Source organism: Enterobacter sp. 940_PEND (assembly GCF_001059415.1).
GTDB classification, from domain to species: Bacteria; Pseudomonadota; Gammaproteobacteria; order Enterobacterales; family Enterobacteriaceae; genus Enterobacter; species Enterobacter cloacae_M.
Genome location: NZ_JUMS01000023.1, coordinates 21465 through 47142 on the forward strand (window position 1 = coordinate 21465; position 25678 = coordinate 47142).

Below are 25678 nucleotides of genomic sequence, written 5' to 3' on the forward strand. Positions count from 1 at the left end.
GGGGGGTTAATGCCCCCCAAGCGGCACTAATAGCACATCGACCTGGCTCGACGCGACAATAGATTTCGCCGCGCAGGCTGCCCGCGATAAAAAGCTGTGGTTATGGTTCCCGCAAATCACTAAATCAATATTTTGTTTACGACACATATCGAGAATATGGGCGTTAAGTTCCCCGGTCGCAATAACGGTCTCATAAACAGGATATTGTGCCTTTTCCACTAATTCGCGCAGAAATTGCTGCGTTTCTTCCTGCAGAACCTCGCGAATATCCTCCAGCATGGGGGCGGCCAGCTGATTATACATCTCCGGCTCGGCAGCGAGCGTGATGAGGCTGATGCGGGCATTGTGGGGTCTGGCAATGGAAACTGCCCGGGCGACGAGCTGATGGCTTTCGGGGGAAACTGCAACGGAAACAAGAAGATGGGAGTAACTCATGGCGCACTCCTTGGATGTCTGAAAGACAGCGTTTAACCACCTTTACCGCGAAATCTCCGGTTCTGCAAGAGCAGATTACGACATTAGTGTGAAGCTTATCATAATTATTCATTAATTATTCTTATAAGAAGAATAACTGAAAAATGCGCCTAAATGAAAAAAATTAACAACTTAACGTAAATCACACAAATCCACGCTTTGACTGTTAAATCGTTTTGATGCGTTACAAACTCATTTCGAATGATCACTCCCTGAAACAACTTTTTTGTACTAGCTGCATAACTATATGTTTTTTCACGGTAAGAAAAATGTTTCCAGGAGAGGGGCCTGATGTAAATGTTTCCGCGCGGCGCTTACGGCAGGAAAAGCACGTTGCATGCCAGTTCGGATCACCCTTCTGCATGAGTATTCGTCAATTAAGAATACAAAACAGTACTGATTGTCTAAATATTGAACAAATTACAAGTCATACTGATGGATTTATGGGTCATATTCACTTAAATTGTGTGACGTGGATCACATTTTTTTTAAATTTGAGGGTGGCTGGATTGTATGTGTCAAAACTGACGAGTAGAGTTTGCGTCGAATTAGGAAAAATCTTAGTTATTTGTAAGAAATGATAAATCATGTAAGAGACGCATTCGCGGTTTCTCTCTTACGGTTTCAGTGAATACAAACCTAAATTCAACTATGCATTTAGCCTTTTCTTTTTTATACCGGGTGATTTCCCGGCGACATCACGGGGTGCGGTCTTTCCGCATAAAAATAATAGTTGGTTATTCGGGATGGGAACAATGCATACATCCGAGTTGCTAAAACATATCTATGACATCAATTTGTCGTATTTACTGCTCGCGCAGCGTTTGATTAGTCAGGACAAGGCGTCCGCGATGTTTCGTCTGGGTATTAACGAAGAAATGGCAACCATGCTGGGCGGCTTAACCCTCCCGCAGATGGTTAAACTGGCTGAAACGAATCAACTGGTTTGCCAGTTCCGTTTCGATGATTCGCAGACAATAACGCGTCTGACGCAGGAATCCCGTGTGGACGATCTCCAACAGATCCATACCGGTATTCTTCTTTCCACTCGCTTGCTTAACGAAATCAGCCAGCCTGATGACGCAGCCCGTAAGAAAAGGGCCTAGCAATGAGCGAGAAAAGCATTGTTCAGGAAGCGCGTGACATACAGTTGGCCATGGAGCTGATTACGCTGGGTGCTCGTTTACAAATGCTGGAAAGCGAGACTCAGCTGAGCCGTGGTCGTCTCATCAAGCTGTACAAAGAGTTACGTGGTAGTCCCCCGCCGAAAGGCATGCTGCCGTTTTCTACCGACTGGTTTATGACGTGGGAGCAGAATATTCATGCTTCCATGTTCTGTAATGCCTGGCAGTATCTTCTCAAAACCGGTTTGTGTAGCGGCGTTGACGCCGTGATCAAAGCGTACAAACTTTACCTTGAACAATGCCCACAGCAGGAAGAAGGCCCTCTGCTGGCGCTGACCCGCGCATGGACGCTGGTGCGTTTTGTTGAGAGCGGAATGCTTGAACTGTCGCGCTGCAACTGCTGCGACGGCAATTTTATTACCCATGCTCATCAGCCTGCAGGCAGCTTCGCCTGTAGTTTATGTCAGCCTCCATCCCGCGCAGTAAAAAGACGTAAACTTTCCCGGGATGCTGCCGATATTATTCCACAACTGCTGGATGAACAGATCGAACAAGCTGTTTAACCCGAACGTGTGGGAAAGATTCCAGCAGCGGTAAGCAATTACCGCTGCTTTTTTTTACCCCGTAAACGGTAAACGCTGCGAGCTGGACGTCCTTGCCATAGTCACTAGCGGAAGGATGATGTCGTGCTTATCTTATTAGGTTACCTGGTAGTTCTCGGTACAGTTTTCGGCGGTTACATGATGACCGGCGGGCACCTTGGAGCACTCTATCAACCGGCTGAACTTATTATCATCGGCGGCGCAGGGGTAGGGGCTTTTATCGTTGGTAACAACGGTAAATCGATCAAGGGCACGCTGAAAGCGATTCCGTTGCTGTTCCGTCGCTCGAAATACACCAAAAGTATGTATATGGATCTGCTGGCACTGCTCTATCGCCTGATGGCGAAGTCGCGTCAGCAGGGCATGTTCTCGCTTGAACGGGATATTGAAAACCCGAAAGAAAGCGAAATTTTTGCCAGCTATCCGCGAATTCTTGCTGACGCCATGATGCTGGATTTCATCGTCGACTATCTGCGACTCATCATCAGCGGCAACATGAATACCTTCGAAATCGAAGCGCTGATGGACGAAGAGATTGAAACCCACGAAAGCGAATCTGAAGTGCCGGCCAACAGCCTGGCGCTGGTCGGCGACTCGCTTCCGGCATTCGGTATCGTTGCCGCGGTAATGGGCGTGGTTCACGCCCTGGCCTCGGCGGACCGTCCGGCAGCCGAGCTGGGCGCGCTGATTGCCCACGCGATGGTGGGGACTTTCCTCGGTATTTTGCTGGCGTACGGCTTCATCTCTCCGCTGGCGAGCGTTCTGCGCCAGAAGAGCGCGGAAACCACCAAAATGATGCAGTGCGTGAAGATCACGCTGCTCTCTAACCTCAACGGTTACGCGCCACCGATCGCGGTTGAGTTTGGCCGTAAAACGCTTTACTCCAGCGAGCGTCCGTCGTTTATCGAGCTTGAAGAACACGTGCGTGCGGTGAAAAACCCAAACCAACAGACGACAACTGAGGACGCATGAAAAACCAGTCCCATCCAATCGTCATCGTAAAAAAACGCAAGCACAAGGGCGGCGGGCATGGCGCGCACGGCTCGTGGAAAATTGCGTACGCCGACTTTATGACCGCAATGATGGCGTTCTTTCTGGTGATGTGGCTGATCTCCATCTCCAGCCCAAAAGAACTGATCCAGATTGCCGAATATTTCCGTACGCCGCTGGCAACGGCGGTGGCCGGTGGGCCGCGTATCTCTAACAGCGAAAGCCCGATCCCGGGCGGCGGCGATGATTACACCCAGCAGAAGGGTGAGGTGAAAAAAGAGCCGAACATCGACGAGCTGAAAAGAAAGATGGAGCAGGCGCGTCTGAAGAAACTGCGTGGCGATCTCGATCAGCTGATTGAGGCGGATCCGAAGCTGCGCGCGCTGCGCCCGCATCTGAAGATTGACCTGGTGCAGGAAGGGCTGCGTATTCAGATTATCGACAGCCAGAACCGCCCAATGTTTAAAACCGGGAGTGCGGAAGTCGAACCGTACATGCGCGACATTCTGCGTGCCATTGCACCGGTGCTGAACGGCATTCCTAACCGAATCAGCCTGTCAGGACACACGGATGATTTCCCGTACGCCAGTGGGGAGAAGGGATACAGCAACTGGGAGCTTTCTGCCGATCGTGCCAACGCCTCGCGTCGCGAGCTGGTGGCAGGTGGGCTTGATGATGGCAAGGTACTGCGCGTAGTCGGCATGGCCGCAACCATGCGCGTTTCCGACCGCGGGCCGGATGATGCCATCAACCGTCGTATCAGTCTTTTAGTGCTGAACCAGCAGGCGGAGCAGGCCATCCTGCATGAAAACGCCGAAAGTCAGAATGAGTCACTGGACGATTTAAAACAGCCTGGGGCCGTTCCTTCGGCTGCCGTTCCAACATCGCCACCAGCCAATCCGAGGTGATAGCGTGAGCATGGATATTAGCGATTTTTACCAGACATTCTTTGATGAAGCCGACGAATTGTTGGCCGATATGGAGCAACACTTGCTCGATTTGGTGCCCGAAGCACCGGACTCCGAGCAGCTCAATGCCATCTTCCGTGCGGCGCACTCTATTAAAGGCGGAGCCGGAACCTTTGGATTTACCATCCTGCAGGAAACGACCCATTTAATGGAAAACCTGCTTGATGAAGCACGACGCGGTGAGATGCAGCTCAATACCGACATTATCAACCTGTTTTTGGAAACCAAAGATATTATGCAGGAACAGCTCGACGCCTATAAAAGTTCGGCAGAGCCTGATGCCGCCAGCTTTGAATACATCTGTAACGCGCTGCGCCAGCTCGCCCTGGAAGCAAAAGGTGAGGTCGCAGCAGCCGTTGTCCCTGCGGCGAAACTGAGCGTTGTCGATGCGGTTGCTGCCGACGAGGCCGCGCCAGCCGCTGCACAAGCGGGCAAACTGCGCGTTGTGCTGTCACGTCTCAAAGAGAATGAAGTTAACCTGCTGGAAGAAGAGCTGGGTAACCTGGCGAAATTAAGCAACGTGGTAAAAGGCAAAGACAGCCTTGCCGCGACGCTTGATGACGGTATTGGCCAGGACGATATCGTGGCGGTACTGTGCTTTGTTATCGAAGCTGACCAGATCGCCTTCGAAACCGAAACGGCTGCGGTTGACGTCCCTGCCGCTGCGGAAGAGGTGGCCTCTGTCGCTCAGGCCGCCGCACCGGCTGTGGCTCCTGCGGCTCCGGCGCTGAAGGCCGTGCCAAAAGAGGCCGCGGCACCTGGCCGTGGTGAAAAGCCTGCCGCGCGCTCCAGCGAGTCAACCAGTATCCGCGTTGCCGTTGAGAAGGTCGACCAGCTGATTAACCTGGTGGGTGAACTGGTGATTACCCAGTCGATGCTGGCCCAGCGTTCTAACGAACTGGACCCGGTCACGCACGGCGATCTGATCACCAGCATGGGCCAGCTGCAGCGTAACGCCCGCGACCTGCAGGAATCGGTCATGTCCATCCGTATGATGCCGATGGAATATGTCTTCAGCCGCTTCCCGCGTCTGGTCCGCGACCTTGCCAGCAAGCTGAATAAACAGATTGAACTGACCCTGATGGGCAGCTCAACCGAACTGGATAAGAGCCTGATCGAGCGCATTATCGACCCGTTAACGCACCTGGTGCGTAACAGTCTCGACCACGGTATCGAACTGCCGGAAAACCGCATTGCCGCCGGTAAATCCCCGGTCGGCAACCTGATCCTCTCCGCGGAACACCAGGGCGGAAACATCTGCATCGAAGTGACCGACGACGGCGCGGGTCTTAACCGCGAGCGCATCCTGGCAAAAGCGATTTCGCAGGGAATGGCGGTCAATGAAAACATGACCGACGAAGAAGTGGGCATGCTCATCTTCGCGCCGGGCTTCTCTACCGCAGAGCAGGTGACCGACGTCTCCGGGCGCGGCGTAGGCATGGACGTGGTGAAACGTAACATCCAGGAGATGGGCGGCCACGTTGAGATCCAGTCTAAACAGGGTTCCGGCACCACCATTCGCATTCTGCTGCCGCTGACGCTGGCGATCCTCGACGGCATGTCTGTCAAAGTGGCGGACGAAGTCTTTATCCTGCCGCTGAACGCCGTGATGGAATCCCTGCAGCCGCGTGAAGAAGATCTGCATCCGCTGGCGGGCGGCGAGCGCGTCCTCGAAGTGCGCGGTGAATACCTGCCGCTGGTGGAACTGTGGAAAGTGTTCGAAGTGGACGGGGCGAAGACAGAGGCCACGCAGGGCATCGTTGTGATCCTGCAAAGCGCGGGCCGTCGCTACGCGCTGCTGGTCGATCAACTGATTGGTCAGCACCAGGTGGTAGTGAAGAACCTCGAAAGCAACTACCGCAAAGTGCCGGGTATTTCTGCCGCCACCATTCTGGGTGATGGTAGCGTGGCGCTGATCGTCGATGTGTCGGCGCTTCAGGGTTTAAATCGTGAACAACGTGTGGCGTACACAGCCGCCTGATTAAGTAGAAGGTAATAACATGACCGGTATGAGTAATGTAACGAAACTGGCGGGCGAGCCATCAGGGCAGGAATTCCTGGTATTCACTTTAGGCGATGAGGAGTACGGCATCGATATCCTGAAAGTGCAGGAAATCCGTGGTTACGACCAGGTTACCCGCATCGCTAACACGCCTGCTTTTATTAAAGGTGTCACCAACCTGCGTGGCGTCATTGTGCCAATCGTGGACCTGCGCGTGAAGTTCAGCCAGGGCGACGTTGACTACGACGACAACACCGTGGTGATCGTTCTGAATCTGGGGCAGCGCGTGGTAGGTATCGTGGTGGACGGCGTATCTGATGTGCTTTCCCTGACCTCTGACCAAATTCGTCCTGCGCCGGAGTTTGCGGTCACGCTGTCGACCGAATACCTGACCGGCCTGGGCGCGCTCGGCGAGCGTATGCTGATCCTGGTGAACATTGAGAAGTTGCTGAACAGCGATGAGATGGCGCTGCTGGATATCGCCGCGAGTCACGTAGCGTAGGTAAATGCAAAACGGCAACCCAGGTTGCCGTTTTTGTGTTTGCACCCTCTCCCTGTGGGAGAGGGCTGGGGTGAGGGCATCAGGCCTCACCCTTTTTTTCACCTTACGCTTCCTGCTTTACCAGTTCAGCTTCAGCTTCCCGCGCGCCTTCATTCTGCGACAGCATCGCGGTCGCGATCCCATTCCCCAGCACGTTAATTGCGGAACGGCCCATATCCAGGAAGTGGTCGATCCCCATCAGCAGCAGAATACCCGCCACCGGAATGTTAAAGCTTGGAATGGTTGCTGCCAGCACTACCAGGGATGAACGAGGCACGCCCGCAATCCCTTTCGACGCCAGCATCAGAGTCAGCATCAGCACCGTCACTTCAGAGAAGCTCAGGTGAATGTTGTACGCCTGAGCGATAAACATCGAGGCGAAAGAGCAGTACACCATCGAACCCACCAGGTTGAAGGAGTAGCCAATCGGCAGAACGAAAGAGGCGATGTTGCGCGAGCAGCCAAAGCGCTCCAGCTGCTCCAGCGTTTTCGGGTAGGCGGCTTCAGAGCTGCTGGTGGTAAACGCCACCAGGACCGGGTCTTTCAGCATGCTGACCAGGCGAAACACCTCTTTTTTCAGCACCATGTAGCCCACGGCCAGCAGCACCATGCAGGTGAGAAGAATGGCAACATAGTAGCCGCCAATAAAGGAGGCGTAGTTCAGCAGAATGCCCAGACCCTGCGTGGCAATGACGGATGAAATCGCCGCGAAAATGGCCAGCGGAGCAACGTACATTACGTAACCCGTTACCTTCAGCATGATATGGGAAACCACATCCAGCGCGGCCACCAGCGGCGCGTTGAATTTTTGCCCCAGCGACGCGCCGCCGATGCCGAAGAACATCGAGAACACCACAATCTGCAGGATCTCATTGTTCGACATCGCCCCCGCGATACTGGTCGGAATGGTGTGCGACAGGAACGCTTTCAGCGTCATGCCGCCAACGGCCAGGCCGGTATCTACCGCTTCTGTCGGAACCGTCAGGTTCAGACCGCTTCCCGGATGCTCCAGCGTGACGATGAACAGGCCAACCAGAATTGAGAGCACGGATGAGCTGATAAACCACACCATCGCTTTGCCGCCAACGCGGCCAATGGTGGAGGTTTCGCCCAGCTTCATAATGCCGACGGTGAGCGTGCTGAAGACCAACGGTGCAATGACCATTTTGATTAGACGGAGGAAAATATCGGTCAGAAGGGTAATATTATCCGACCAGGCTGTGATGGCATCCGCAGATGCATACTCATGAATTGCTGCCCCTGAAAGAATACCCGCCAGCATGAATATCACGATGAAGAGTGTGAGTTTGTTTGCACTTGCCACGAAAAAAGACCCTCTATGCGCTTCAGATGTAGCCCGCATCGATACATATAAATTTTTTATTACGATGCGGGAAATTATTCGGCACATAAATTGACGCAAAGTGTAGGGGGATACAACTCCTTTTTAAGTTTTATTAATTTTGTTGTTAATGTGTCGACGATATATTGTGATCACTGTCACAGTTTAATGGATATATTCTGCCCGGATAGAATAAAATTGCTGCCTGAATTAATTTAACTTTCTGTTATTTATAAGAAAAATGAGTCAATAAGACATATGCCTTATGCTTTAAGGGTCAGGTGGTCGAAGCGATATCCGTAAACTAAATTCTCAATAACCCCCTCAGAGGAACGTTAAGCGGGGCTAACATCTTGAACGACAAAAATAAAATGTGGCAAGGGAACGGAGACGTCTTCTGGAGGGGGGTAAATGAAAAGAAAACTTCTTTTGATCTGCGCAGGCACCTTACTGGCTGCGACAACGGCTCATCAGGCGCTGGCCGTCACCAGCAGCGGCACCATCGGTGCAACGCTGACGCTGACAAACGGGTGTCTGATAAACGGCTCGCCCGCACAAAGTGGCATTAACTTCGGTACGCTCGATTTCGGTACCCATCCGGCAACCTTTTCCACGCTTACGACGCAGCTAAGCGGCGCCAGCGGCGGAAACACCTTCACCATTCAATGTACGACCGCCAGCTATACGGTCGCGATCACCGGTAATACCCACTCCACCGCGCCCGGCTCGGTTGTCGGTTCGCCGGGTACGCCTGAACGCTATCTGGTGAATACGGCCAACGCGGCACAGGGCGTGGCCTACAGCCTGTACAGCGACAGCGGGTTTAATACCGTGATTGCCAATAACGCCGCGCTGCCGATCGCGTCCACGGCAGGCGGGGTGGACAGTTACACCCTGTACGGACGGATTACCGGCGGCGGTAACAGCGTGACGGTCGTCCCGGGGACCTACACCGACACGATTAACGTCAGCGTCACCTACTAGTCCCGAACCGCCATGAAGGCATCTCTCACAGGTCTGCGCAAACGCGCAGAGGGACGCGTGCAGCCTTTTTTCGCGATGATCGTCGGATTGCTCATGATGCCCACGGCGGATGCGGTGACATCCCAGTCCTTTAAGGTCAGCGCGACGATTGTCCCGGGATGCGCGGTGGCCACCGGTAGCGGAGGGCTTCTCGGTACGCTGGATTTTGGCAGCCATAACGGCGTCGAGAGCGCGCCGGTCAGCACCAGCTTTGTGCCAAACGGGGCGTTGTCTATTGCCTGTACGCCAGGCGTGGCGCTGAGCATGAGCATTAATGGCGGTCAAAATTATTCATCCGTTCGTCGCATGAAGCGCGCGAACGGCGTCGATATGGTGCCATACCGGCTCTACAGCAGCAGCTCGCTGGCCGCGAACAGCGAAATTGGCGTCAACCAGGCGATAGCGGTGACCTATACCAACAGCAATAACATCGCGCTGCCGCTTTTTGGCGTGGCGCTACTGACCGGGTTTAGCCCGGCGGGAACCTATTCCGATCAGCTCACCGTGACCTTGTCATGGTAATAAAGGGAGAGTGTTGATGAAGCCATTTTTCAGACCGGTTTGTCTGGCGGGCGCGTTGGGTATGGCGGTTGCTGGCCAGGCGCAGGCGGCTGCCACCATCCTGCTCTGGCCCATCGATCCCTGGCTTGCGGCGGACGCCAACGCCACGGAACTGTGGATCCAGAACCAGGGAAACAGCGCCACGACGATGCAGGTCCGCATCGTGCGCTGGAAGCAGGAGGACGGACACGAGCGCTATACCGCGCAGCAGGACGTGGTCGCCAGCCCGCCCATCGTCACGATTGGCACGGGCAGCAAGCAGCTCATTCGCCTTATCAAACAGGCTACGGTTCCTGCAGGGGTCGAACAGGCCTATCGCATTATCGTCGATGAAATCCCCCAGCCAGATGCCAAAGCTGAACCCGCCATCGGCCTGAAATTGCAGATGCGTTACTCCATCCCTCTGTTCGTATATGGACAGGGGATCCCGACCATCAAAGAGGGCGCGCATCACGCGCTGGCGGAGACCCAAAACCTGAGCTGGCGGGTGACGCAGGCGGAGGGTAAGCCTGCGCTGGAGGTCAAAAATCGGGGTAATGTCCACGTCAGGCTGAGCCAGGTGGCGCTGGAGCAGGGAGGTCAGAAACGCACGGTGGCGGAGGGATTGCTGGGTTACGTCCTGCCGGGCAGCACCCGCAGCTGGCCTATACCCGCTGGCGTTCGTCAGCCAGAGCGGATGAGCGCGCAGATTAATGCCAGGGACGAACAATGGCAGTCGACGCCCGTCAACTGAAGCCGGCGATGATGATACTGCTATGCGTCAGTTCCGCGACACTGGCCGGGCCCGGCGACGACAGTTTACCGCCGCCTCCCCAGGCACAGGCGATAAATGATGAAGCGGTTTTCCAGCTGGCCATCGTGGTCAATCACTACGACACCGGCCTGGTCGTGCCCGTGACGCAGCGTAAAGGCGCTTTCTTTATCTCCAGCGCCGATTTGCTGCGCGCGGGGCTGCCCCCGGCGCACGTTCCCACCGGCGAGGTAAATCTCTCCTCGCTTGCTCAGGTTCGGGTGGAGTACGACAGCGCCGCGCAGCGCCTGCTGCTGACCGTTCCCCGCGACTGGGTGACGGCCCGCGTGACGCCTTTCAGCGCGCAAGCGGCGCAGGCCAAACCTCACTATGGGCGCGGGGCGCTGCTGAATTACGATCTCTACACCAACCACACGGAACATATCGGCGGCCAGGCGTCGATCTGGCATGAGTTCCGCTACTTCAACGAGAACGGCTCGTTTTCCTCGACCGGTTACGCGCGGGAAAATTTCACCGGTAACCACGGCCAGCAGGAAGGGTATGTCCGCTATGACACGACCCTGCTGTTCACTAACGAAGATGACGCGATGAGCTGGAGCGCCGGGGACGTGATCAGCGATGCCCTGAGCTGGAGCTCCAGCGTGCGAATGGGGGGGATAAGCGTCGGGCGGGATTTCTCCCTGCGTCCTGACCTGGTGACATGGCCGCTGCCCGAGTTCGCGGGGGAAGCCGCGGTACCCACTTCGGTCGATCTCTTTATCAACGGCTATCGCTCCGGTTCAACCCAGCTTCAGCCGGGGCCTTTCACCCTGACCAATCTGCCCTATATCAACGGGGCCGGGGATGCGGTGCTGGTCACGACGGATGCGCTGGGGCGCCAGGTAAGCACCACGCTACCGTTTTACGTCACCAGCGACCTGCTTAAGCAAGGGCTGAGCGACGGCGCCGTGACGCTCGGCAGCCTGCGGCGTAATTACGGTATCAAGAATTTTGACTACGGTCCGGCAGCCGGCAGCGGCTCGTATCGCTACGGAATGACGGACTGGCTAACCCTCGAGGGCCACGCGGAAGGGGCGCAGGAGCTGGCGCTGGGCGGCGCGGGGACGGTGATAAAACTCGGCCAGTTTGGCGTGGTGAATACCTCTTACTCGCAAAGCCGCATGCGCGGTGATGCGGGCGGGCAAATCAACTGGGGTTACCAGTACAGTACCAGCGAGTTTAGCGTCGCCACCCAGCACACGCGTCGCGACCGCGGCTTTGGCAATCTCGCCCTTTACGACCAGCCGACGGTGTATGACGAAAACGATAAGCCCATCGCCAGCTTTAGCCGTAATACGGACCAGTATTCGCTGACCTTCAATCTGGGACGGTACGGCAACATCGGTGCAGCCTGGATCGGCGTGGAGAGTTTTGACAGCCAAAAAACCGAGCTGCTTAATCTCTCCTGGAGCCGCAACCTGTGGGGGGCGAGCAGCATTTATCTGGCCGGCAGCCGGGATCGGCAGCGGGGAGACTGGACGGTCGCGCTGTCGCTGCAGGTGCCGCTGGGGGCACGCGACAGCGCTGCCGTCACCGTCGAAAACACTCCGGATGCAGGCAGTACCCAGCGCATTAACTACAACCACTCCATGCTTTCTGACGGTGGGTTCAGCTGGAACATGGCCTGGGCCAACCAGTCGAGATCCAGTGATTATCAACAGGGTACGCTGGGCTGGCGCAATAACAATATCGAGCTGCAGGGCGGCGGCTATGGCGAAAGGAATACCATGACCTGGTGGGGCGAGGCGATGGGCGCCATTGTGCTTATGGACGGCGAGCTGTTCGCGGCGAATAAGATCAACGATGCGTTTGTGGTCATCAGTACCGACGGCCACCCTGACGTGCCCGTCAGCTATGAGAACCAGCCCGTCGGTAAAACCAATAACAACGGCTACCTGCTGGTGAGCGGGGTGTCGGCGTATTACCCGGCAAGCTACCGGATTGATACTCTGAATCTGCCGGCGGATACCCGTCTGAAAGAGACTGAACGTCGGATCGCGATTCGGCGTCACAGCGGCTATCTGGTCGATTTCCCGATGGAGCAGGAGCGGGTGGCAAGCGTTATTCTGCATGACGCGCGCGGGAAGGCGTTGCCGGTGGGAAGCCAGGTTCGACGCGCCTCGCGCAGCAATGCGGTGGTGGGGTATGACGGCATCGCCTGGCTGGAAAATCTCAGCGATGTGAACCCGCTGGAGGTGATCGCACCTGACGGGAGGCGCTGCAAGACTACTCTGACCGTGGGGGCTAATCCGGAGCATAAGCTGAAAACCTACGGGCCGCTGATTTGCCGGGAGGCGCCATGACGCGCCTGCTGCTGTTGATCCTGCTGCTGTTTTCCGGCGGCGGCTGGGTGGCGTGTACTGTCAGCACGGTTAATGCGTCGTTTGGCAGCGTCACCTCGTTCGCGCTCAGCGGAACCGGGGAAGTTCAAACCTCCGGTACGCTGGTGGTGGCCTGCGATGCCGTGCTGAATCTGCTGACCAGCGACTCGGTAACGCTGACCTACACCGCGGCATCGGTTTCGGGCAGCAGTCGGGCAACGATGAAACGCACGGATAATGCGGCCATCACCGACGTCATCCCCACCCGGCTGTGCGGGTTATCAGGATGCGCGAGCAGCAGCGAGGTACAGATTAGTAAATCGTATACCTGGAGCGGGAATACCCTGCTGGGGTTGCTGGGGTCAAAGCAGTACAACATTCCGCTCTATTTCCGCACCGTCGCCGGGCAAAACGTCACTGCCGGGCCATATCAGGTGCAGTTAACCTTCAGTATTAACTACAGCGTGTGCTCCGTGGGCGCGCTCGGCGTTTGCACAATCAATCAGACGGGAACCGCGACAACCACCATCCTGCTCGATATGACCGTCACCAACGACTGCAGCGCCATGACAACGCCAGATGTGAACTTCAACAGCGCGCCGCTGGTGCAAAGTTTTCCCACCGTCTCACAGGCCATTGCCGTCACCTGTACCAAAGGAAGTTCGTATACCATCGGCATTAATAACGGCGCCAACGCGCTGAACAACGTGCGGCGTATGGTGAGCGGCAGCAACGCCATGAGCTACGACATCTATAAGGAAGCCACCGGTAACCGCTGGGGCAGCAGCGGCAGCGAGCGCTGGTCCAGCGCGGTATCGTCCCAGGTCAGTAGCGACGGTTTACTGCGCACCTTCAACTACACCGCTAAGGTCCTGACCAATCAGGCCACGCCGCCCGCCGGAACCTACACCGACACGCTGATTGTCGATGTGGCGTTTTAACCCCGCGCTTTTCCCTTTCGCAAATGTAAAGTTCCTGTGGGCTGTGCCGATAACACCGTTAATAAATCTATGAGAAGGTGTTGTATGTTGAACCGTATCCGCGTTGTCACAATGCTCATGATGGTGCTGGTCATTTTCGCACTTCTTCAGCTCATCTCCGGCGGGCTTTTTTTCTCGTCATTAAAACAGAACCAGGACAGCTTCGCGGCCTCGAACGATCTCCGCCTGCAGCAGAGTGAGCTCACGTCGACGTGGGATTTGATGCTGCAAACGCGCATCAACCTGAGCCGCTCGTCCGCGCGCATGATGATGGACCCGAACAATCAGCAGAGCAGCGCGAAAACCGATCTGCTGAAAAATGCCCGTGCCACCCTCGCTGATGCCGCTAAACATTACGACGCCTTTAAAAAGATTACCCCACAGCCTGCAATGGAGCAGGTGAGCCAGAACATTGACGAAAAATACAACGCCTATCATGCCGGTCTGGCAGAGCTGATTCAGTTCCTGGAGAGCGGCAATATGGACGCCTATTTCGCGCAGCCGACGCAGGGGATGCAAAACGCACTTGGCGCGGCGCTGGGGGAATACGCGAAGGCCAGCGGCGATCTCTATCACTCGGCCTTTACGGAAAGCCAGAATGACTACCGCTTTGCGAAATGGCAGATGGCGGTGATGGCGCTGGCGCTGGTTATTGTGCTGGTTGCGGTCTGGTACGGCATTCGCCATATCCTGCTGAACCCTCTCGGGCGCGTCATTGCCCATATTCGCGAAATTGCCGGCGGTGACCTGACCAAAACGCTGACCGTCTCCGGGCGCAATGAGATCACCGAGCTGGCCAACAGCGTTGACCATATGCAGCGTTCGTTAATCGAAACCGTCGCCAACGTGCGCAACGGGTCAGAGGCTATCTATACCGGCACCAGCGAAATTGCGATGGGGAATAACGATCTCTCATCCCGAACCGAGCAGCAGGCTTCCGCCCTGGAAGAGACGGCCGCCAGCATGGAGCAGCTCACCGCGACCGTGAAGCAGAACGCCGATAACGCCCGCCAGGCGTCTCAGCTGGCAGAAAGCGCCTCCGAGACGGCGCAGCGCGGCGGACGCGTGGTGGATGGTGTGGTGAAAACCATGCACGAAATCGCAGACAGTTCGAAGAAAATCGCCGACATCATCAGCGTCATCGACGGCATTGCCTTCCAGACCAACATTCTGGCGCTGAACGCCGCCGTGGAAGCGGCGCGCGCGGGCGAACAGGGGCGCGGGTTTGCCGTGGTGGCCGGGGAAGTACGCAACCTGGCCAGCCGCAGCGCCAACGCAGCAAAAGAGATCAAGTCCCTGATTGAAGATTCCGTCTCCCGCGTGGATACCGGCTCCGTGCTAGTGGAAAGCGCCGGGGAGACCATGAATGACATCGTGAATGCCGTTACCCGCGTGACGGACATCATGGGTGAAATCGCCTCTGCGTCCGATGAGCAGAGTCGTGGTATCGACCAGGTTGCCCTGGCGGTATCGGAAATGGATCGCGTGACACAGCAAAACGCCGCGCTGGTGCAGGAGTCCGCTGCGGCGGCCGCTGCTCTGGAAGACCAGGCGAGCCGTCTGAAGATGGCCGTCTCGGCGTTTCGTCTCGCTTCACTCGCTGGAAACTCGGTCACCCCGCAGGCGACGTATCGCGCGCCAGCCGCTGAATCGGCTGCAAACCGTACGCGCACCGCGACGACCGGACAAGATGAAAACTGGGAAACATTTTGACTGACAATTAAACCGCGGCTGCTTGCCGCTTGATGGGAGCGTGGATGTTAAATCGTATTCGTATCTCGACCACACTGTTTTTGATTCTGATCCTTTGCGGTGTGTTGCAGGTTGGCAGTAACGGGTTGTCTTTTTGGGCGTTTCGCGATGGCTATCAGAATTTGCAGGAAGTTGAGGCGAGTAATCAGCAGCGCTCCGCACTGGCACAAACGCGTGCTGTGCTGTTGCAGGCAAGCACTGCGCTGAACAAGGCGGGAACCTTAACCGCGCTGAGTTATCCGCCGGATGACATTAAAGCGCTGATGGCGACCGCGCGCGACAGCCTGAAGCAGGCTGACGCACAGTTTAAAGCCTTTACGGCGCAGGCCGCCGACAGCGAGAAAGAGAAAGCGCTGAAGGCCGCCATGAAGACGAACTTTGAACAGTGGTATAGCGATCTGGACCACCAGGCGACGTGGCTTGAGAACAACCAGCTTTCGGACTTTATGACCGCACCGGTTCAGGCGTCTCAGGCGGCGTTTGACGGCAGCTTTAACGCGTGGCAGCAGGATATTAACCAGTCTGTTCAGCGTGCCGGTGACCAGAGCCGTCAAAGCTATCACATGTCGGGCGTCATCTTTGCGGTGGTGGTGATTCTGGCAGGGCTGCTGACCGGCGGGGCGCTGCTCTGGTCGCGCAGAATGATCGTGCAGCCGCTGGCGATTATCAGCAGCCACTTCGACAGTATTGCGAAAGGGGACCTGGCGCGTCCGGTGGCGGTGTTCGGCAAGAATGAAATTTCGGCGATCTTTGCCAGCCTGAAGGCGATGCAGGGATCGCTGCGGGAAACGGTGAGCGACGTGCGGCAGGGCAGCTATGCCATGCACACCGGGATCTCTGAGATTGCGGCGGGGAACAACGATCTCTCGTCCCGCACCGAGCAGCAGGCGGCCTCGCTGGCGCAGACGGCGGCCAGCATGGAGCAGTTGACCGCGACGGTAGGCCAGAACGCCGATAACGCGCGTCAGGCTTCAGATCTGTCAAAACAGGCGGCGATGACGGCGAAGAAAGGCGGTGACCAGGCGTCCCATGTCGCCAGCACCATGCAGGAGATTGCCACCAGCTCGCAGAAAATTGGCGACATCATCAGCGTGATTGACGGTATCGCGTTCCAGACCAACATTCTGGCCCTGAATGCCGCCGTGGAAGCGGCGCGCGCCGGTGAGCAAGGGCGTGGATTTGCGGTGGTGGCGGGGGAAGTGCGTAACCTGGCGAGCCGCAGCGCCAACGCGGCGAAAGAAATTAAGGTGCTGATCGAAGAGTCGGTCTCGCGCGTTCAGCAGGGCTCAACGCTGGTGGATACGGCGGCGAAAACCATGCACGAGATCGTCACCTCCGTGACGCGGGTTAACGACATTATGGGCGAAATTGCCTCGGCGTCGGACGAACAGCGTCGCGGCATTGAGCAGGTAGCCCAGGCCGTCAGCCAGATGGATCAGGTGACGCAACAGAACGCCTCGTTAGTTGAGGAAGCGGCAGCGGCAACCGACCAACTGGCAAGCCAGGCGGATCGTCTGACCGGACTGGTCGCGGTATTTAATGTCAAAGAGCACGTTGAAGCAGTAACTGAAGTCGGGCGGTCGCAGGCCGTGCCAGTTGTATCCTGAATGTAATTAAGAAGGCGCTATGACATCACCAATGCCCCCTGGGCAAACGTCATTATTGTTGCAGATGACACAGCGCCTCGCGCTGTCCGACGCGCATTTTCGTCGGATATGTCAGTTAATCTACCAGCGTGCGGGGATCGTGCTTGCGGATCATAAGCGGGACATGGTCTACAACCGTCTGGTGCGGCGCTTGCGTACGCTGGGGCTGGATGATTTTGGCCGCTATCTGAGCATGCTCGAGGCGAACCAGAACAGCGCAGAGTGGCAGGCTTTTATTAACTCGTTAACCACCAACCTGACGGCGTTTTTCCGTGAAGCTCACCACTTCCCGGTTCTGGCCGAGCACGCCCGCCGTCGCACCGGGGAATATCGCGTATGGAGTGCGGCCGCCTCGACGGGTGAAGAGCCGTACTCCCTGGCGATCACCCTTGCCGACACCCTGGGCATGACGCCCGGACGCTGGAAAGTCTACGCCAGCGATATCGATACCGAGGTGCTGGAGAAGGCGCGTAACGGCGTGTATCGCCAGGATGAACTGAAAACGCTGTCGCCGCAGCAGCTGCAGCGTTATTTCATGCGCGGCACGGGCCCGCATGAAGGCCTGGTGCGCGTACGCCAGGAGCTGGCGAACTGCGTCGAATTCGCGCCCGTTAACCTGCTGGATAAGCAGTACAACGTGCCGGGGCCGTTCGACGCCATTTTTTGCCGTAACGTTATGATCTATTTTGATAAAACGACGCAACAGGACATTCTGCGTCGGTTTGTTCCGTTGCTCAAGCCTGACGGTTTACTGTTTGCCGGGCACTCGGAAAACTTCAGCAACCTCGCGCGTGAGTTTAGCCTGCGTGGGCAAACGGTATATGCGCTGAGTAAGGAAAAAGCATGAGTAAAATCAGGGTGTTGTCTGTCGATGATTCAGCGCTGATGCGTCAGATCATGACTGAAATTATCAATAGCCACAGCGACATGGAGATGGTGGCCACTGCGCCCGATCCTCTGGTAGCGCGGGATTTAATTAAAAAATATAACCCCGACGTGCTAACGCTGGATGTCGAGATGCCGCGCATGGATGGCATAGATTTCCTCGAAAAATTAATGCGGCTTCGGCCCATGCCGGTGGTGATGGTCTCCTCCCTGACAGGAAAAGGATCGGAAATCACCCTGCGCGCGCTGGAGCTGGGGGCGGTGGATTTTGTCACCAAACCGCAGCTCGGCATACGCGAAGGGATGCTGGCCTACAGCGAAATGATCGCGGAGAAGATCCGCACCGCGTCGCGTGCGAAGCTTGCTGCCCATACGCCATTGGCCGCGCCTGCGACCCTAAAGGCCGGTCCCTTACTCAGCTCGGAAAAATTGCTCGTTATTGGGGCGTCAACCGGAGGAACAGAGGCAATTCGTCATGTACTCCAGCCATTGCCGCTTTCAAGTCCGGGTATTCTGATCACTCAGCATATGCCGCCAGGCTTTACCCGTTCGTTCGCCGAACGCCTGAACAAGCTGTGCCAGATCAGCGTGAAGGAGGCGGAAGACGGCGAGCGAGTGCTCCCGGGACATGCCTATATCGCCCCGGGCGACAAGCATATGGAGCTGGCGCGCAGCGGCGCTAACTATCAAATCAAAATTCATGACGGACCGCCGGTCAACCGGCACCGTCCGTCGGTGGATGTGCTGTTTCATTCGGTGGCGAAACATGCGGGGCGCAACGCCGTTGGGGTGATCCTGACGGGGATGGGCAACGATGGTGCCGCCGGAATGCTTGCAATGCACCAGGCTGGCGCCTGGACGATTGCGCAGAATGAAGCAAGTTGTGTGGTGTTCGGCATGCCGCGCGAGGCCATCAATATGGGTGGCGTGAGCGAAGTGGTCGATCTTAGCCAGGTAAGCCAGCAGATGCTGGCGAAAATCAGTGCCGGACAGGCAATACGTATTTGACTCAGGAGTATTATTTTATGGCGGATAAAGAGCTTAAGTTTTTGGTTGTGGATGACTTTTCCACCATGCGTCGCATCGTGCGCAACCTGCTGAAAGAGCTGGGTTTCAACAACGTTGAAGAAGCAGAAGACGGCGTTGATGCGCTGAACAAACTGCAGGCTGGCGGGTTTGGTTTTGTTATCTCCGACTGGAACATGCCTAACATGGACGGTCTGGAACTGCTGAAAACCATTCGTGCCGATGCGGGAATGGCGTCTATGCCGGTTCTGATGGTTACTGCAGAAGCGAAAAAAGAGAACATCATTGCCGCTGCACAGGCGGGCGCAAGCGGCTATGTGGTGAAGCCATTCACCGCGGCAACCCTGGAAGAGAAGCTCGGTAAGATCTTCGAGAAACTCGGCATGTGAGGTGATGGAAATGTTGCAACCTGCTATGAAACCCGTTGAAGAACACTCGCCGAGCGATATTATCGTCCGCATCGGCAGCCTGACGCGCATGCTGCGTGACAGCCTGCGCGAGCTGGGTCTGGATCAGGCGATTGCCGAAGCGGCGGAAGCCATTCCTGATGCCCGCGATCGTCTGGACTATGTTGTGCAGATGACCGCTCAGGCCGCGGAACGTGCGCTGAACAGCGTTGAAGCGTCACAGCCGCACCAGGATGCGATGGAAAAGGGGGCGAAAGCGCTGAGCAAACGCTGGGACGAGTGGTTTGAAAATCCTATCGAGCTGGCGGATGCCCGCGAGCTGGTGACGGATACCCGTCAGTACCTGGGTGATGTGCCGGGCCACACCAGCTTCACCAACGCCCAGCTGCTGGACATCATGATGGCGCAGGATTTCCAGGACCTCACCGGTCAGGTGATCAAGCGCATGATGGATGTTATCCAGGAGATTGAGCGTCAGCTGCTGATGGTTCTGCTGGAGAACATTCCGGAACCGGCAGCCCGTCCAAAACGCGAGAACGAAAGCCTGCTCAATGGTCCACAGCTCGACGCCAGCAAGGCGGGCGTTGTGGCAAGCCAGGATCAGGTCGACGATCTGCTGGACAGCCTCGGCTTCTGATTGTTCATTCCGCCTCAGGGGGACGCTCCCCTGAGGCAGGTTACGACAAAATCACCGAAAAGAGCCCGAATAATCGGGCTTTTCCCGCCATTGGATTTCCGCTGCGCTGGCATGATACCCGTGACGTAATGGGCTGAGCATGCACTGTGGCAGAAGAGAACGACGACAAAACGGAAGCCCCCACACCCCACCGGCTAGAAAAAGCGCGTGAGGAAGGGCAGATCCCCCGATCCCGAGAATTAACCTCCCTGCTGATCCTTATCGTAGGGGTGTGCATTATCTGGTGGGGCGGGGAGTCGCTCGCCCGAAAGCTGGCGGGAATGTTGTCCACCGGCTTACGTTTTGACCACAGCATGGTCAACGATCCGAATCTGATCCTCAGCCAGATTATTCAGCTTATTAAGGGGGCCATGGTCGCGCTGTTGCCCCTGATTACCGGGGTCGTGCTGGTCGCGCTGGTCTCTCCGGTGATGCTCGGCGGTCTGGTTTTCAGTGCCAAATCGCTGCAACCGAAATTTTCCAAACTGAACCCGCTGCCGGGTATTGCGAAAATGTTCTCTGCGCAGACCGGGGCTGAGCTGCTCAAAGCCGTCCTCAAATCGGTGCTGATGGGCAGTTCCGCAGGCTTTTACCTCTGGTACCACTGGCCAGAAATGATGCGTCTTATCAGCGAATCGCCTCTCACCGCGATGAGCAACGCGCTGAATCTGGTCGGGCTCTGCGCGCTGCTTGTGGTGCTCAGCATTATCCCGATGGTGGGTTTTGACGTGATCTTCCAGCTTTATACCCACTTCAAAAAGCTGCGCATGTCGCGTCAGGATATCCGTGACGAATATAAGCAGATGGAAGGTGACCCGCACGTAAAAGGGCGTATCCGCCAGATGCAGCGTGCCGCCGCCCGTCGCCGCATGATGGAAGATGTGCCGAAGGCCGACGTCATTGTTACCAACCCAACGCACTATTCCGTTGCGCTGCGCTATGACGAAAACAAAATGAGTGCGCCGAAAGTCGTTGCGAAAGGGGCGGGGCTGATCGCACTCCGTATCAGGGAAATTGGCACAGAACACCGCGTGCCGATCCTGGAAGCCCCTCCGCTGGCGCGTGCCCTTTACCGCCATGCGGATATCGGACAACAGATCCCGGGACAACTCTACGCCGCCGTGGCGGAAGTGCTGGCCTGGGTGTGGCAGTTGAAGCGCTGGCGTCTGGCTGGCGGTCAGCGGCCTGTAAAACCTGAAAACCTTCCGGTGCCTGCCGCGCTGGATTTTATGAACGAGAAGGACTCTGATGGCTAATCTGGTGGCAATGTTGCGCCTGCCCGGCAACCTGAAATCGACCCAATGGCAAATCCTTGCCGGGCCGATTCTGATCCTGCTAATTCTGTCGATGATGGTACTGCCGCTCCCGGCGTTCATCCTCGATCTGCTTTTCACTTTCAATATTGCGCTGTCCATTATGGTGCTGCTGGTGGCGATGTTCACCCAGCGTACCCTGGAGTTTGCCGCGTTCCCGACCATTCTGCTGTTTACCACCTTGCTCCGACTGGCGCTGAACGTCGCGTCCACGCGTATCATCCTGATGGAAGGTCACACTGGTGCGGCAGCGGCAGGTAAAGTGGTTGAAGCGTTCGGCCACTTCCTGGTGGGCGGCAATTTCGCTATCGGTATCGTGGTGTTCGTTATCCTCGTTATTATCAACTTTATGGTTATCACCAAAGGTGCAGGGCGTATTGCGGAAGTGGGCGCGCGTTTTGTGCTGGACGGGATGCCGGGCAAACAGATGGCGATCGATGCCGACCTGAACGCCGGTCTTATCGCCGAAGATGAAGCAAAAAAACGCCGTTCGGAAGTGACGCAGGAAGCGGACTTCTACGGCTCCATGGACGGTGCGAGCAAGTTTGTGCGCGGTGACGCCATCGCGGGCATTCTAATCATGGTGATTAACGTGGTCGGCGGCCTGCTGGTGGGGGTATTGCAGCACGGGATGGACATGGGCCACGCGGCGGAAAGCTATACGCTGCTGACCATTGGTGACGGTCTGGTTGCGCAGATCCCGGCGCTGGTTATCTCTACTGCGGCGGGTGTGATTGTGACCCGCGTGAGTACCGATCAGGACGTTGGCGAGCAGATGGTGGGCCAGCTGTTCAGCAACCCGCGCGTGATGCTGCTGGCCGCTGCCGTTCTGGGTTTGCTCGGTCTGGTGCCGGGGATGCCAAACCTCGTCTTCCTGCTGTTTACGGCAGGTCTGCTGGGGCTTGCCTGGTGGATGCGCGGTCGTGAAACCAAACCGGCAGCGGAGCCTGTTCAGGTAAAAATGCCGGAGAATACCCAGGCCGTCGAAGCGACCTGGAACGACGTTCAGCTGGAAGATTCCCTGGGAATGGAAGTGGGCTATCGCCTGATTCCGATGGTCGATTTCCAGCAGGATGGCGAGCTGCTTGGCCGTATCCGCAGTATCCGTAAAAAATTCGCGCAGGATATGGGCTTCCTGCCGCCGGTTGTTCACATCCGCGACAATATGGACCTGCCGCCCGCGCGCTATCGCATTCTGATGAAAGGTGTCGAAATTGGCAGCGGTGATGCCTATCCGGGCCGCTGGCTGGCGATTAACCCGGGCACCGCCGCGGGCACGCTTCCGGGCGAGCAAACTATCGACCCGGCCTTTGGCCTGGCCGCTATCTGGATTGAAAGTGCCCTGAAAGAGCAGGCGCAAATCCAGGGGTATACGGTTGTTGAAGCCAGTACCGTGGTGGCGACCCATCTTAATCACCTGATTGGGCAATTCTCGGCAGAGCTGTTTGGCCGTCAGGAGGCGCAGCAGCTGCTGGACCGCGTCACGCAGGAGATGCCGAAGCTGACGGAAGATCTGGTCCCGGGCGTGGTGACCTTAACCACGCTGCACAAGGTGCTGCAAAACCTGCTTGAAGAGAAAGTGCCGATCCGCGATATGCGCACTATTCTGGAAACCCTTGCCGAGCATGCGCCGATACAAAACGATCCGCACGAGCTGACGGCGGTGGTACGCGTGGCGCTGGGTCGTGCGATCACCCAGCAGTGGTTCCCGGGAACCGGAGAAGTGCAGGTTATTGGCCTCGATACGCCGCTTGAACGTCTGCTGCTGCAGGCCCTGCAGGGCGGGGGCGGCCTGGAGCCGGGGCTGGCGGACCGTCTACTGGCGCAAACGCAGGAGGCGCTGGCGCGCCAGGAGATGCTGGGCGCACCGCCGGTGCTGCTGGTTAATCATGCGCTGCGTCCGCTGCTGTCGCGTTTCCTGCGTCGTAGCCTGAATCAGCTGGTCGTGCTGTCGAATATGGAGCTGTCGGATAACCGTCATATCCGCATGACCGCGACGATTGGAGGAAAATAATGCGTAAATGGCTCTGGATTTTGCTCTTCCCGCTGGCGGCGTACGCTGCCGGGGAGGGCACCTGGCAGGCAAGCAGCATGGGGGTGACCCTCAGCAACCGGGGTGTTGCCATGTCATCTAACCCGCTGGCGCCTGCTGAAGAGGTTTCCGGTCTGATGGGTCTTGTGGTCTGGAATTACCGGCTGATTGGCCCAACGCCCGCAGGGCTGCGGGTGCGCCTTTGTTCTCAGACTCGCTGCACGGAAATCGACGGCGAAAATGGCACGACGCAGGCATTCAACGGCGTACCGGCTATTGAACCTTTGCGTTTCATCTGGGAAGTGCCGGGCGGGGGACGTTTAATCCCGGCGCTGAAAGTCCAGAGTAATTCCGTCATCGTGAACTATCGCTAATACCCTGCCTTTTCACCAGCCATCAGGCCATTCTGATGGCTGGCTCTCAAAACTGACCTCTCCTTTTGATCAAATAGAAACGCTGTTTTATAAATCAGTGACGCGCGTGACCCTACTCTTTGTATTTTTGCCATGCACCCTCTCAGGAGTGGCAGAAACAGAAAGGTATCAACAGGTCGATGCATTTACTGTAGCCGTATAAAAGCTCCCGGACGAAGCGTGCTTGCAGGGAGTCTCCTGAAACTGATTAGGGTTGACGGCAATGAAAACACGTAAAATTGGACTCGCGAATTATCTTGCTTACGGGTCAGGTGATTTTCTCGGGGCGGGTACCACCGCCCTGACGGCGGCCTGGCTTTTATATTTTTATACCACCTTCTGCGGGCTTTCACCGATCGAAGCAACGTTCATCTTTGCCGCGGCAAGGGTGCTGGATGCCGTCGTTAGCCCGTTGATGGGCTTTTTAACCGATAACTTTGGTACGACCTGGCTCGGCAAGCGCTTTGGCCGCCGTAAGTTCTTTATTCTGCTGGGGATCCCGTGCGTGTTCAGCTACTCGCTGATGTGGGTTGGGGATATGAGCTTCGGGTACTACCTGCTGACCTATCTGCTGTTTGATATTGTTTACACCATGATTCTGGTGCCGTACGAAACGCTGGTGCCGGAAATGACCGATGACTTTAAACAGAAAACCAAGTTCTCCGGGGCGCGTATCGCTATGGCCCAGATGTCCGCCATTCTGGCTTCCTTCCTGCCGGGGATCCTGTTGACCTGGTTCGGGAAAGACAACGCGGTTTCCTTCTTCTACGCAAGCCTGGTCTTCTCCGTGCTCTGCGCGCTGATGCTGACCTTCGTCTGGTTCTTCACCTGGGAACGCCCGCGCGAAGAGTGGTCTGAAGCGGCGCTGCGTGCTGAAGAAGAGAAGAAGAAGCTGACGATAGGGCAAAGCCTCAACCGCCTGATCGTTGAGCTCAGCTCCACGCTGCGCATCAAGATTTTCCGTCAGCATCTGGGGATGTACCTCGGCGGCTATATCGCGCAGGACGTGTTTAATGCGGTATTCACCTACTACGTGGTGTTCGTGCTGATGCAGGAAGCGTCAATGGCGTCCAGTCTGCTGGGCACAATGGCCATCTTCCAGTTCCTTGCGGTTATCGCCATGATCCCGCTGTGTATCCGCTTCGGGCCTGCGCCGTCCTACCGCATGGTGGTGGTGCTGTTTGGCCTGGCGTCAATTTCCTACGCCGTGCTCTATTACGCGGGCCTGAGCGACGTTTACGCTCTGCTGTTGCTGATCTCTGCGGTGGCGGGCCTCGGTCGCGGCGGTATCAACTATGTGCCATGGAATACCTACACCTACATTGCTGACGTGGATGAAGCGATCACCGGCCAGCGCCGCGAAGGGATCTTCGCGGGCATCATGACCCTGACCCGTAAGGCATCACAGGCCGGTGCGGTGATGCTGGTGGGCATTGTGATGCAGATGTCCGGCTTTGTCAGCGGTCAGAAAGTACAGCCTGCGGAAGTGAGCCACACCATTTTGACGATCCTGAGCGTGGGCACCATCCTGGTGCTGTTCTGCGGCTTCCTCGTTTCCCTGCGCTTCAGGCTCAATTTGCAGACCCACAGCACGCTGCGCGAGGAGACCGCGAAAATGCGCGAGTGTGGTCATGCGATGCCTGAGTCAGCGACGCCACACGCCCGCGCCACCGTCGAGATGCTGGCCGGTATGCCTTATGAGTCACTGTGGGGCAATAACAACATCGGTTATCTGAATCGCAACAAGCCAGCGGCACCCTCTCTGAAAGAGCGCGCGGTACTGAATTCGACATACAACAGAGGTTAAGAT

General features: G+C 56.7%; 23 protein-coding genes. 21 read left to right on the top strand and 2 right to left on the bottom strand.

The annotated features are described in order from the left end of the window. Positions 1-6: 6 nt before the first annotated feature. Positions 7-435, bottom strand: a complete 429-nt coding sequence (gene uspC / locus ADJ24_RS04375; RefSeq protein ID WP_023312265.1) for a universal stress protein UspC — start codon at positions 433-435, stop codon at positions 7-9. A gap of 794 nt (positions 436-1229) precedes the next feature. Here uspC and flhD point away from each other — a divergent pair. The 6 genes from flhD to cheW all read left to right on the top strand — a co-directional run bounded on the left by flhD (position 1230) and on the right by cheW (position 6662). Continuing rightward, positions 1230-1580, top strand: a complete 351-nt coding sequence (gene flhD / locus ADJ24_RS04380) for a flagellar transcriptional regulator FlhD (RefSeq protein WP_023312264.1) — start codon at positions 1230-1232, stop codon at positions 1578-1580. A 2-nt stretch (positions 1581-1582) separates the two neighbouring features. Further along, positions 1583-2161 (top strand): flagellar transcriptional regulator FlhC, encoded by a 579-nt coding sequence (flhC, locus tag ADJ24_RS04385; protein WP_013096051.1) that lies wholly within the window; start codon positions 1583-1585, stop codon positions 2159-2161. A gap of 123 nt (positions 2162-2284) precedes the next feature. Next, the gene (gene motA, locus ADJ24_RS04390) at positions 2285-3172 is read left to right on the top strand and encodes a flagellar motor stator protein MotA (RefSeq protein WP_008500417.1); all 888 of its coding nucleotides are present in this window, start codon (positions 2285-2287) and stop codon (positions 3170-3172) included. Continuing rightward, a complete protein-coding gene (gene motB / locus ADJ24_RS04395) occupies positions 3169-4098 on the top strand; it encodes a flagellar motor protein MotB (protein WP_008500418.1) in 930 nt (309 codons plus the stop codon). The genes motA and motB overlap by 4 nt, the downstream gene beginning before the upstream one ends. A gap of 4 nt (positions 4099-4102) precedes the next feature. After that, on the top strand, positions 4103-6139 hold the full coding sequence (gene cheA / locus ADJ24_RS04400) for a chemotaxis protein CheA (protein WP_023312263.1): 2037 nt from the start codon (positions 4103-4105) through the stop codon (positions 6137-6139). A gap of 19 nt (positions 6140-6158) precedes the next feature. Next, positions 6159-6662, top strand: a complete 504-nt coding sequence (gene cheW / locus ADJ24_RS04405; protein WP_023312262.1) for a chemotaxis protein CheW — start codon at positions 6159-6161, stop codon at positions 6660-6662. 103 nt (positions 6663-6765) lie between these two features. Here cheW and ADJ24_RS04410 read toward each other — a convergent pair whose 3' ends face one another. Next, the gene (locus tag ADJ24_RS04410) at positions 6766-8025 is read right to left on the bottom strand and encodes a dicarboxylate/amino acid:cation symporter (protein ID WP_023312261.1); all 1260 of its coding nucleotides are present in this window, start codon (positions 8023-8025) and stop codon (positions 6766-6768) included. Positions 8026-8454: 429 nt separating this feature from the next. Here ADJ24_RS04410 and ADJ24_RS04415 point away from each other — a divergent pair, with 429 nt between their 5' ends. From ADJ24_RS04415 to ADJ24_RS04485, 15 genes are all read left to right on the top strand, one after another. Beyond that, positions 8455-9027: a Csu type fimbrial protein gene (locus ADJ24_RS04415; RefSeq protein WP_023312260.1), complete on the top strand. Its 573-nt coding sequence runs from the start codon at positions 8455-8457 to the stop codon at positions 9025-9027. Between the two features lie 12 nt (positions 9028-9039). Beyond that, positions 9040-9588 (top strand): Csu type fimbrial protein, encoded by a 549-nt coding sequence (locus tag ADJ24_RS04420; RefSeq protein ID WP_032668483.1) that lies wholly within the window; start codon positions 9040-9042, stop codon positions 9586-9588. A gap of 16 nt (positions 9589-9604) precedes the next feature. After that, complete coding sequence (locus tag ADJ24_RS04425; protein WP_023312258.1) at positions 9605-10360, top strand: fimbrial biogenesis chaperone; 756 nt, start codon at positions 9605-9607, stop codon at positions 10358-10360. After that, positions 10336-12720 (top strand): fimbria/pilus outer membrane usher protein, encoded by a 2385-nt coding sequence (locus tag ADJ24_RS04430; protein WP_023312257.1) that lies wholly within the window; start codon positions 10336-10338, stop codon positions 12718-12720. The genes ADJ24_RS04425 and ADJ24_RS04430 overlap by 25 nt, the downstream gene beginning before the upstream one ends. Then, positions 12717-13679 (top strand): Csu type fimbrial protein, encoded by a 963-nt coding sequence (locus ADJ24_RS04435; RefSeq protein WP_048702261.1) that lies wholly within the window; start codon positions 12717-12719, stop codon positions 13677-13679. Before ADJ24_RS04430 ends, ADJ24_RS04435 begins: the two co-directional genes overlap by 4 nt. Before the next feature lie 84 nt (positions 13680-13763). After that, a complete protein-coding gene (gene tar / locus ADJ24_RS04440) occupies positions 13764-15431 on the top strand; it encodes a methyl-accepting chemotaxis protein II (protein WP_023312255.1) in 1668 nt (555 codons plus the stop codon). A 44-nt stretch (positions 15432-15475) separates the two neighbouring features. Continuing rightward, complete coding sequence (gene tap, locus ADJ24_RS04445; protein ID WP_023312254.1) at positions 15476-17077, top strand: methyl-accepting chemotaxis protein IV; 1602 nt, start codon at positions 15476-15478, stop codon at positions 17075-17077. A gap of 19 nt (positions 17078-17096) precedes the next feature. Further along, positions 17097-17963 carry a protein-glutamate O-methyltransferase CheR gene (gene cheR / locus ADJ24_RS04450; RefSeq protein ID WP_023312253.1) on the top strand — a complete coding sequence of 289 codons (867 nt, stop codon included), beginning with the start codon at positions 17097-17099 and terminating at the stop codon, positions 17961-17963. Then, complete coding sequence (locus tag ADJ24_RS04455) at positions 17960-19009, top strand: protein-glutamate methylesterase/protein-glutamine glutaminase (protein WP_023312252.1); 1050 nt, start codon at positions 17960-17962, stop codon at positions 19007-19009. The genes cheR and ADJ24_RS04455 overlap by 4 nt, the downstream gene beginning before the upstream one ends. Before the next feature lie 17 nt (positions 19010-19026). After that, positions 19027-19416: a chemotaxis response regulator CheY gene (gene cheY / locus ADJ24_RS04460; RefSeq protein WP_008500431.1), complete on the top strand. Its 390-nt coding sequence runs from the start codon at positions 19027-19029 to the stop codon at positions 19414-19416. A 10-nt stretch (positions 19417-19426) separates the two neighbouring features. Continuing rightward, positions 19427-20071, top strand: coding sequence for a protein phosphatase CheZ (gene cheZ / locus ADJ24_RS04465; RefSeq protein WP_023312251.1), 645 nt, complete (start codon positions 19427-19429; stop codon positions 20069-20071). Positions 20072-20217: 146 nt separating this feature from the next. Beyond that, a complete protein-coding gene (flhB, locus tag ADJ24_RS04470; RefSeq protein ID WP_023312250.1) occupies positions 20218-21366 on the top strand; it encodes a flagellar biosynthesis protein FlhB in 1149 nt (382 codons plus the stop codon). Further along, positions 21359-23437: a flagellar biosynthesis protein FlhA gene (flhA, locus tag ADJ24_RS04475; protein WP_023312249.1), complete on the top strand. Its 2079-nt coding sequence runs from the start codon at positions 21359-21361 to the stop codon at positions 23435-23437. Before flhB ends, flhA begins: the two co-directional genes overlap by 8 nt. After that, positions 23437-23829, top strand: a complete 393-nt coding sequence (flhE, locus tag ADJ24_RS04480) for a flagellar protein FlhE (protein WP_023312248.1) — start codon at positions 23437-23439, stop codon at positions 23827-23829. The genes flhA and flhE overlap by 1 nt, the downstream gene beginning before the upstream one ends. Positions 23830-24091: 262 nt before the next feature. Then, the gene (locus ADJ24_RS04485; protein ID WP_023312247.1) at positions 24092-25675 is read left to right on the top strand and encodes an MFS transporter; all 1584 of its coding nucleotides are present in this window, start codon (positions 24092-24094) and stop codon (positions 25673-25675) included. The last annotated feature ends 3 nt before the right edge of the window (positions 25676-25678 follow it).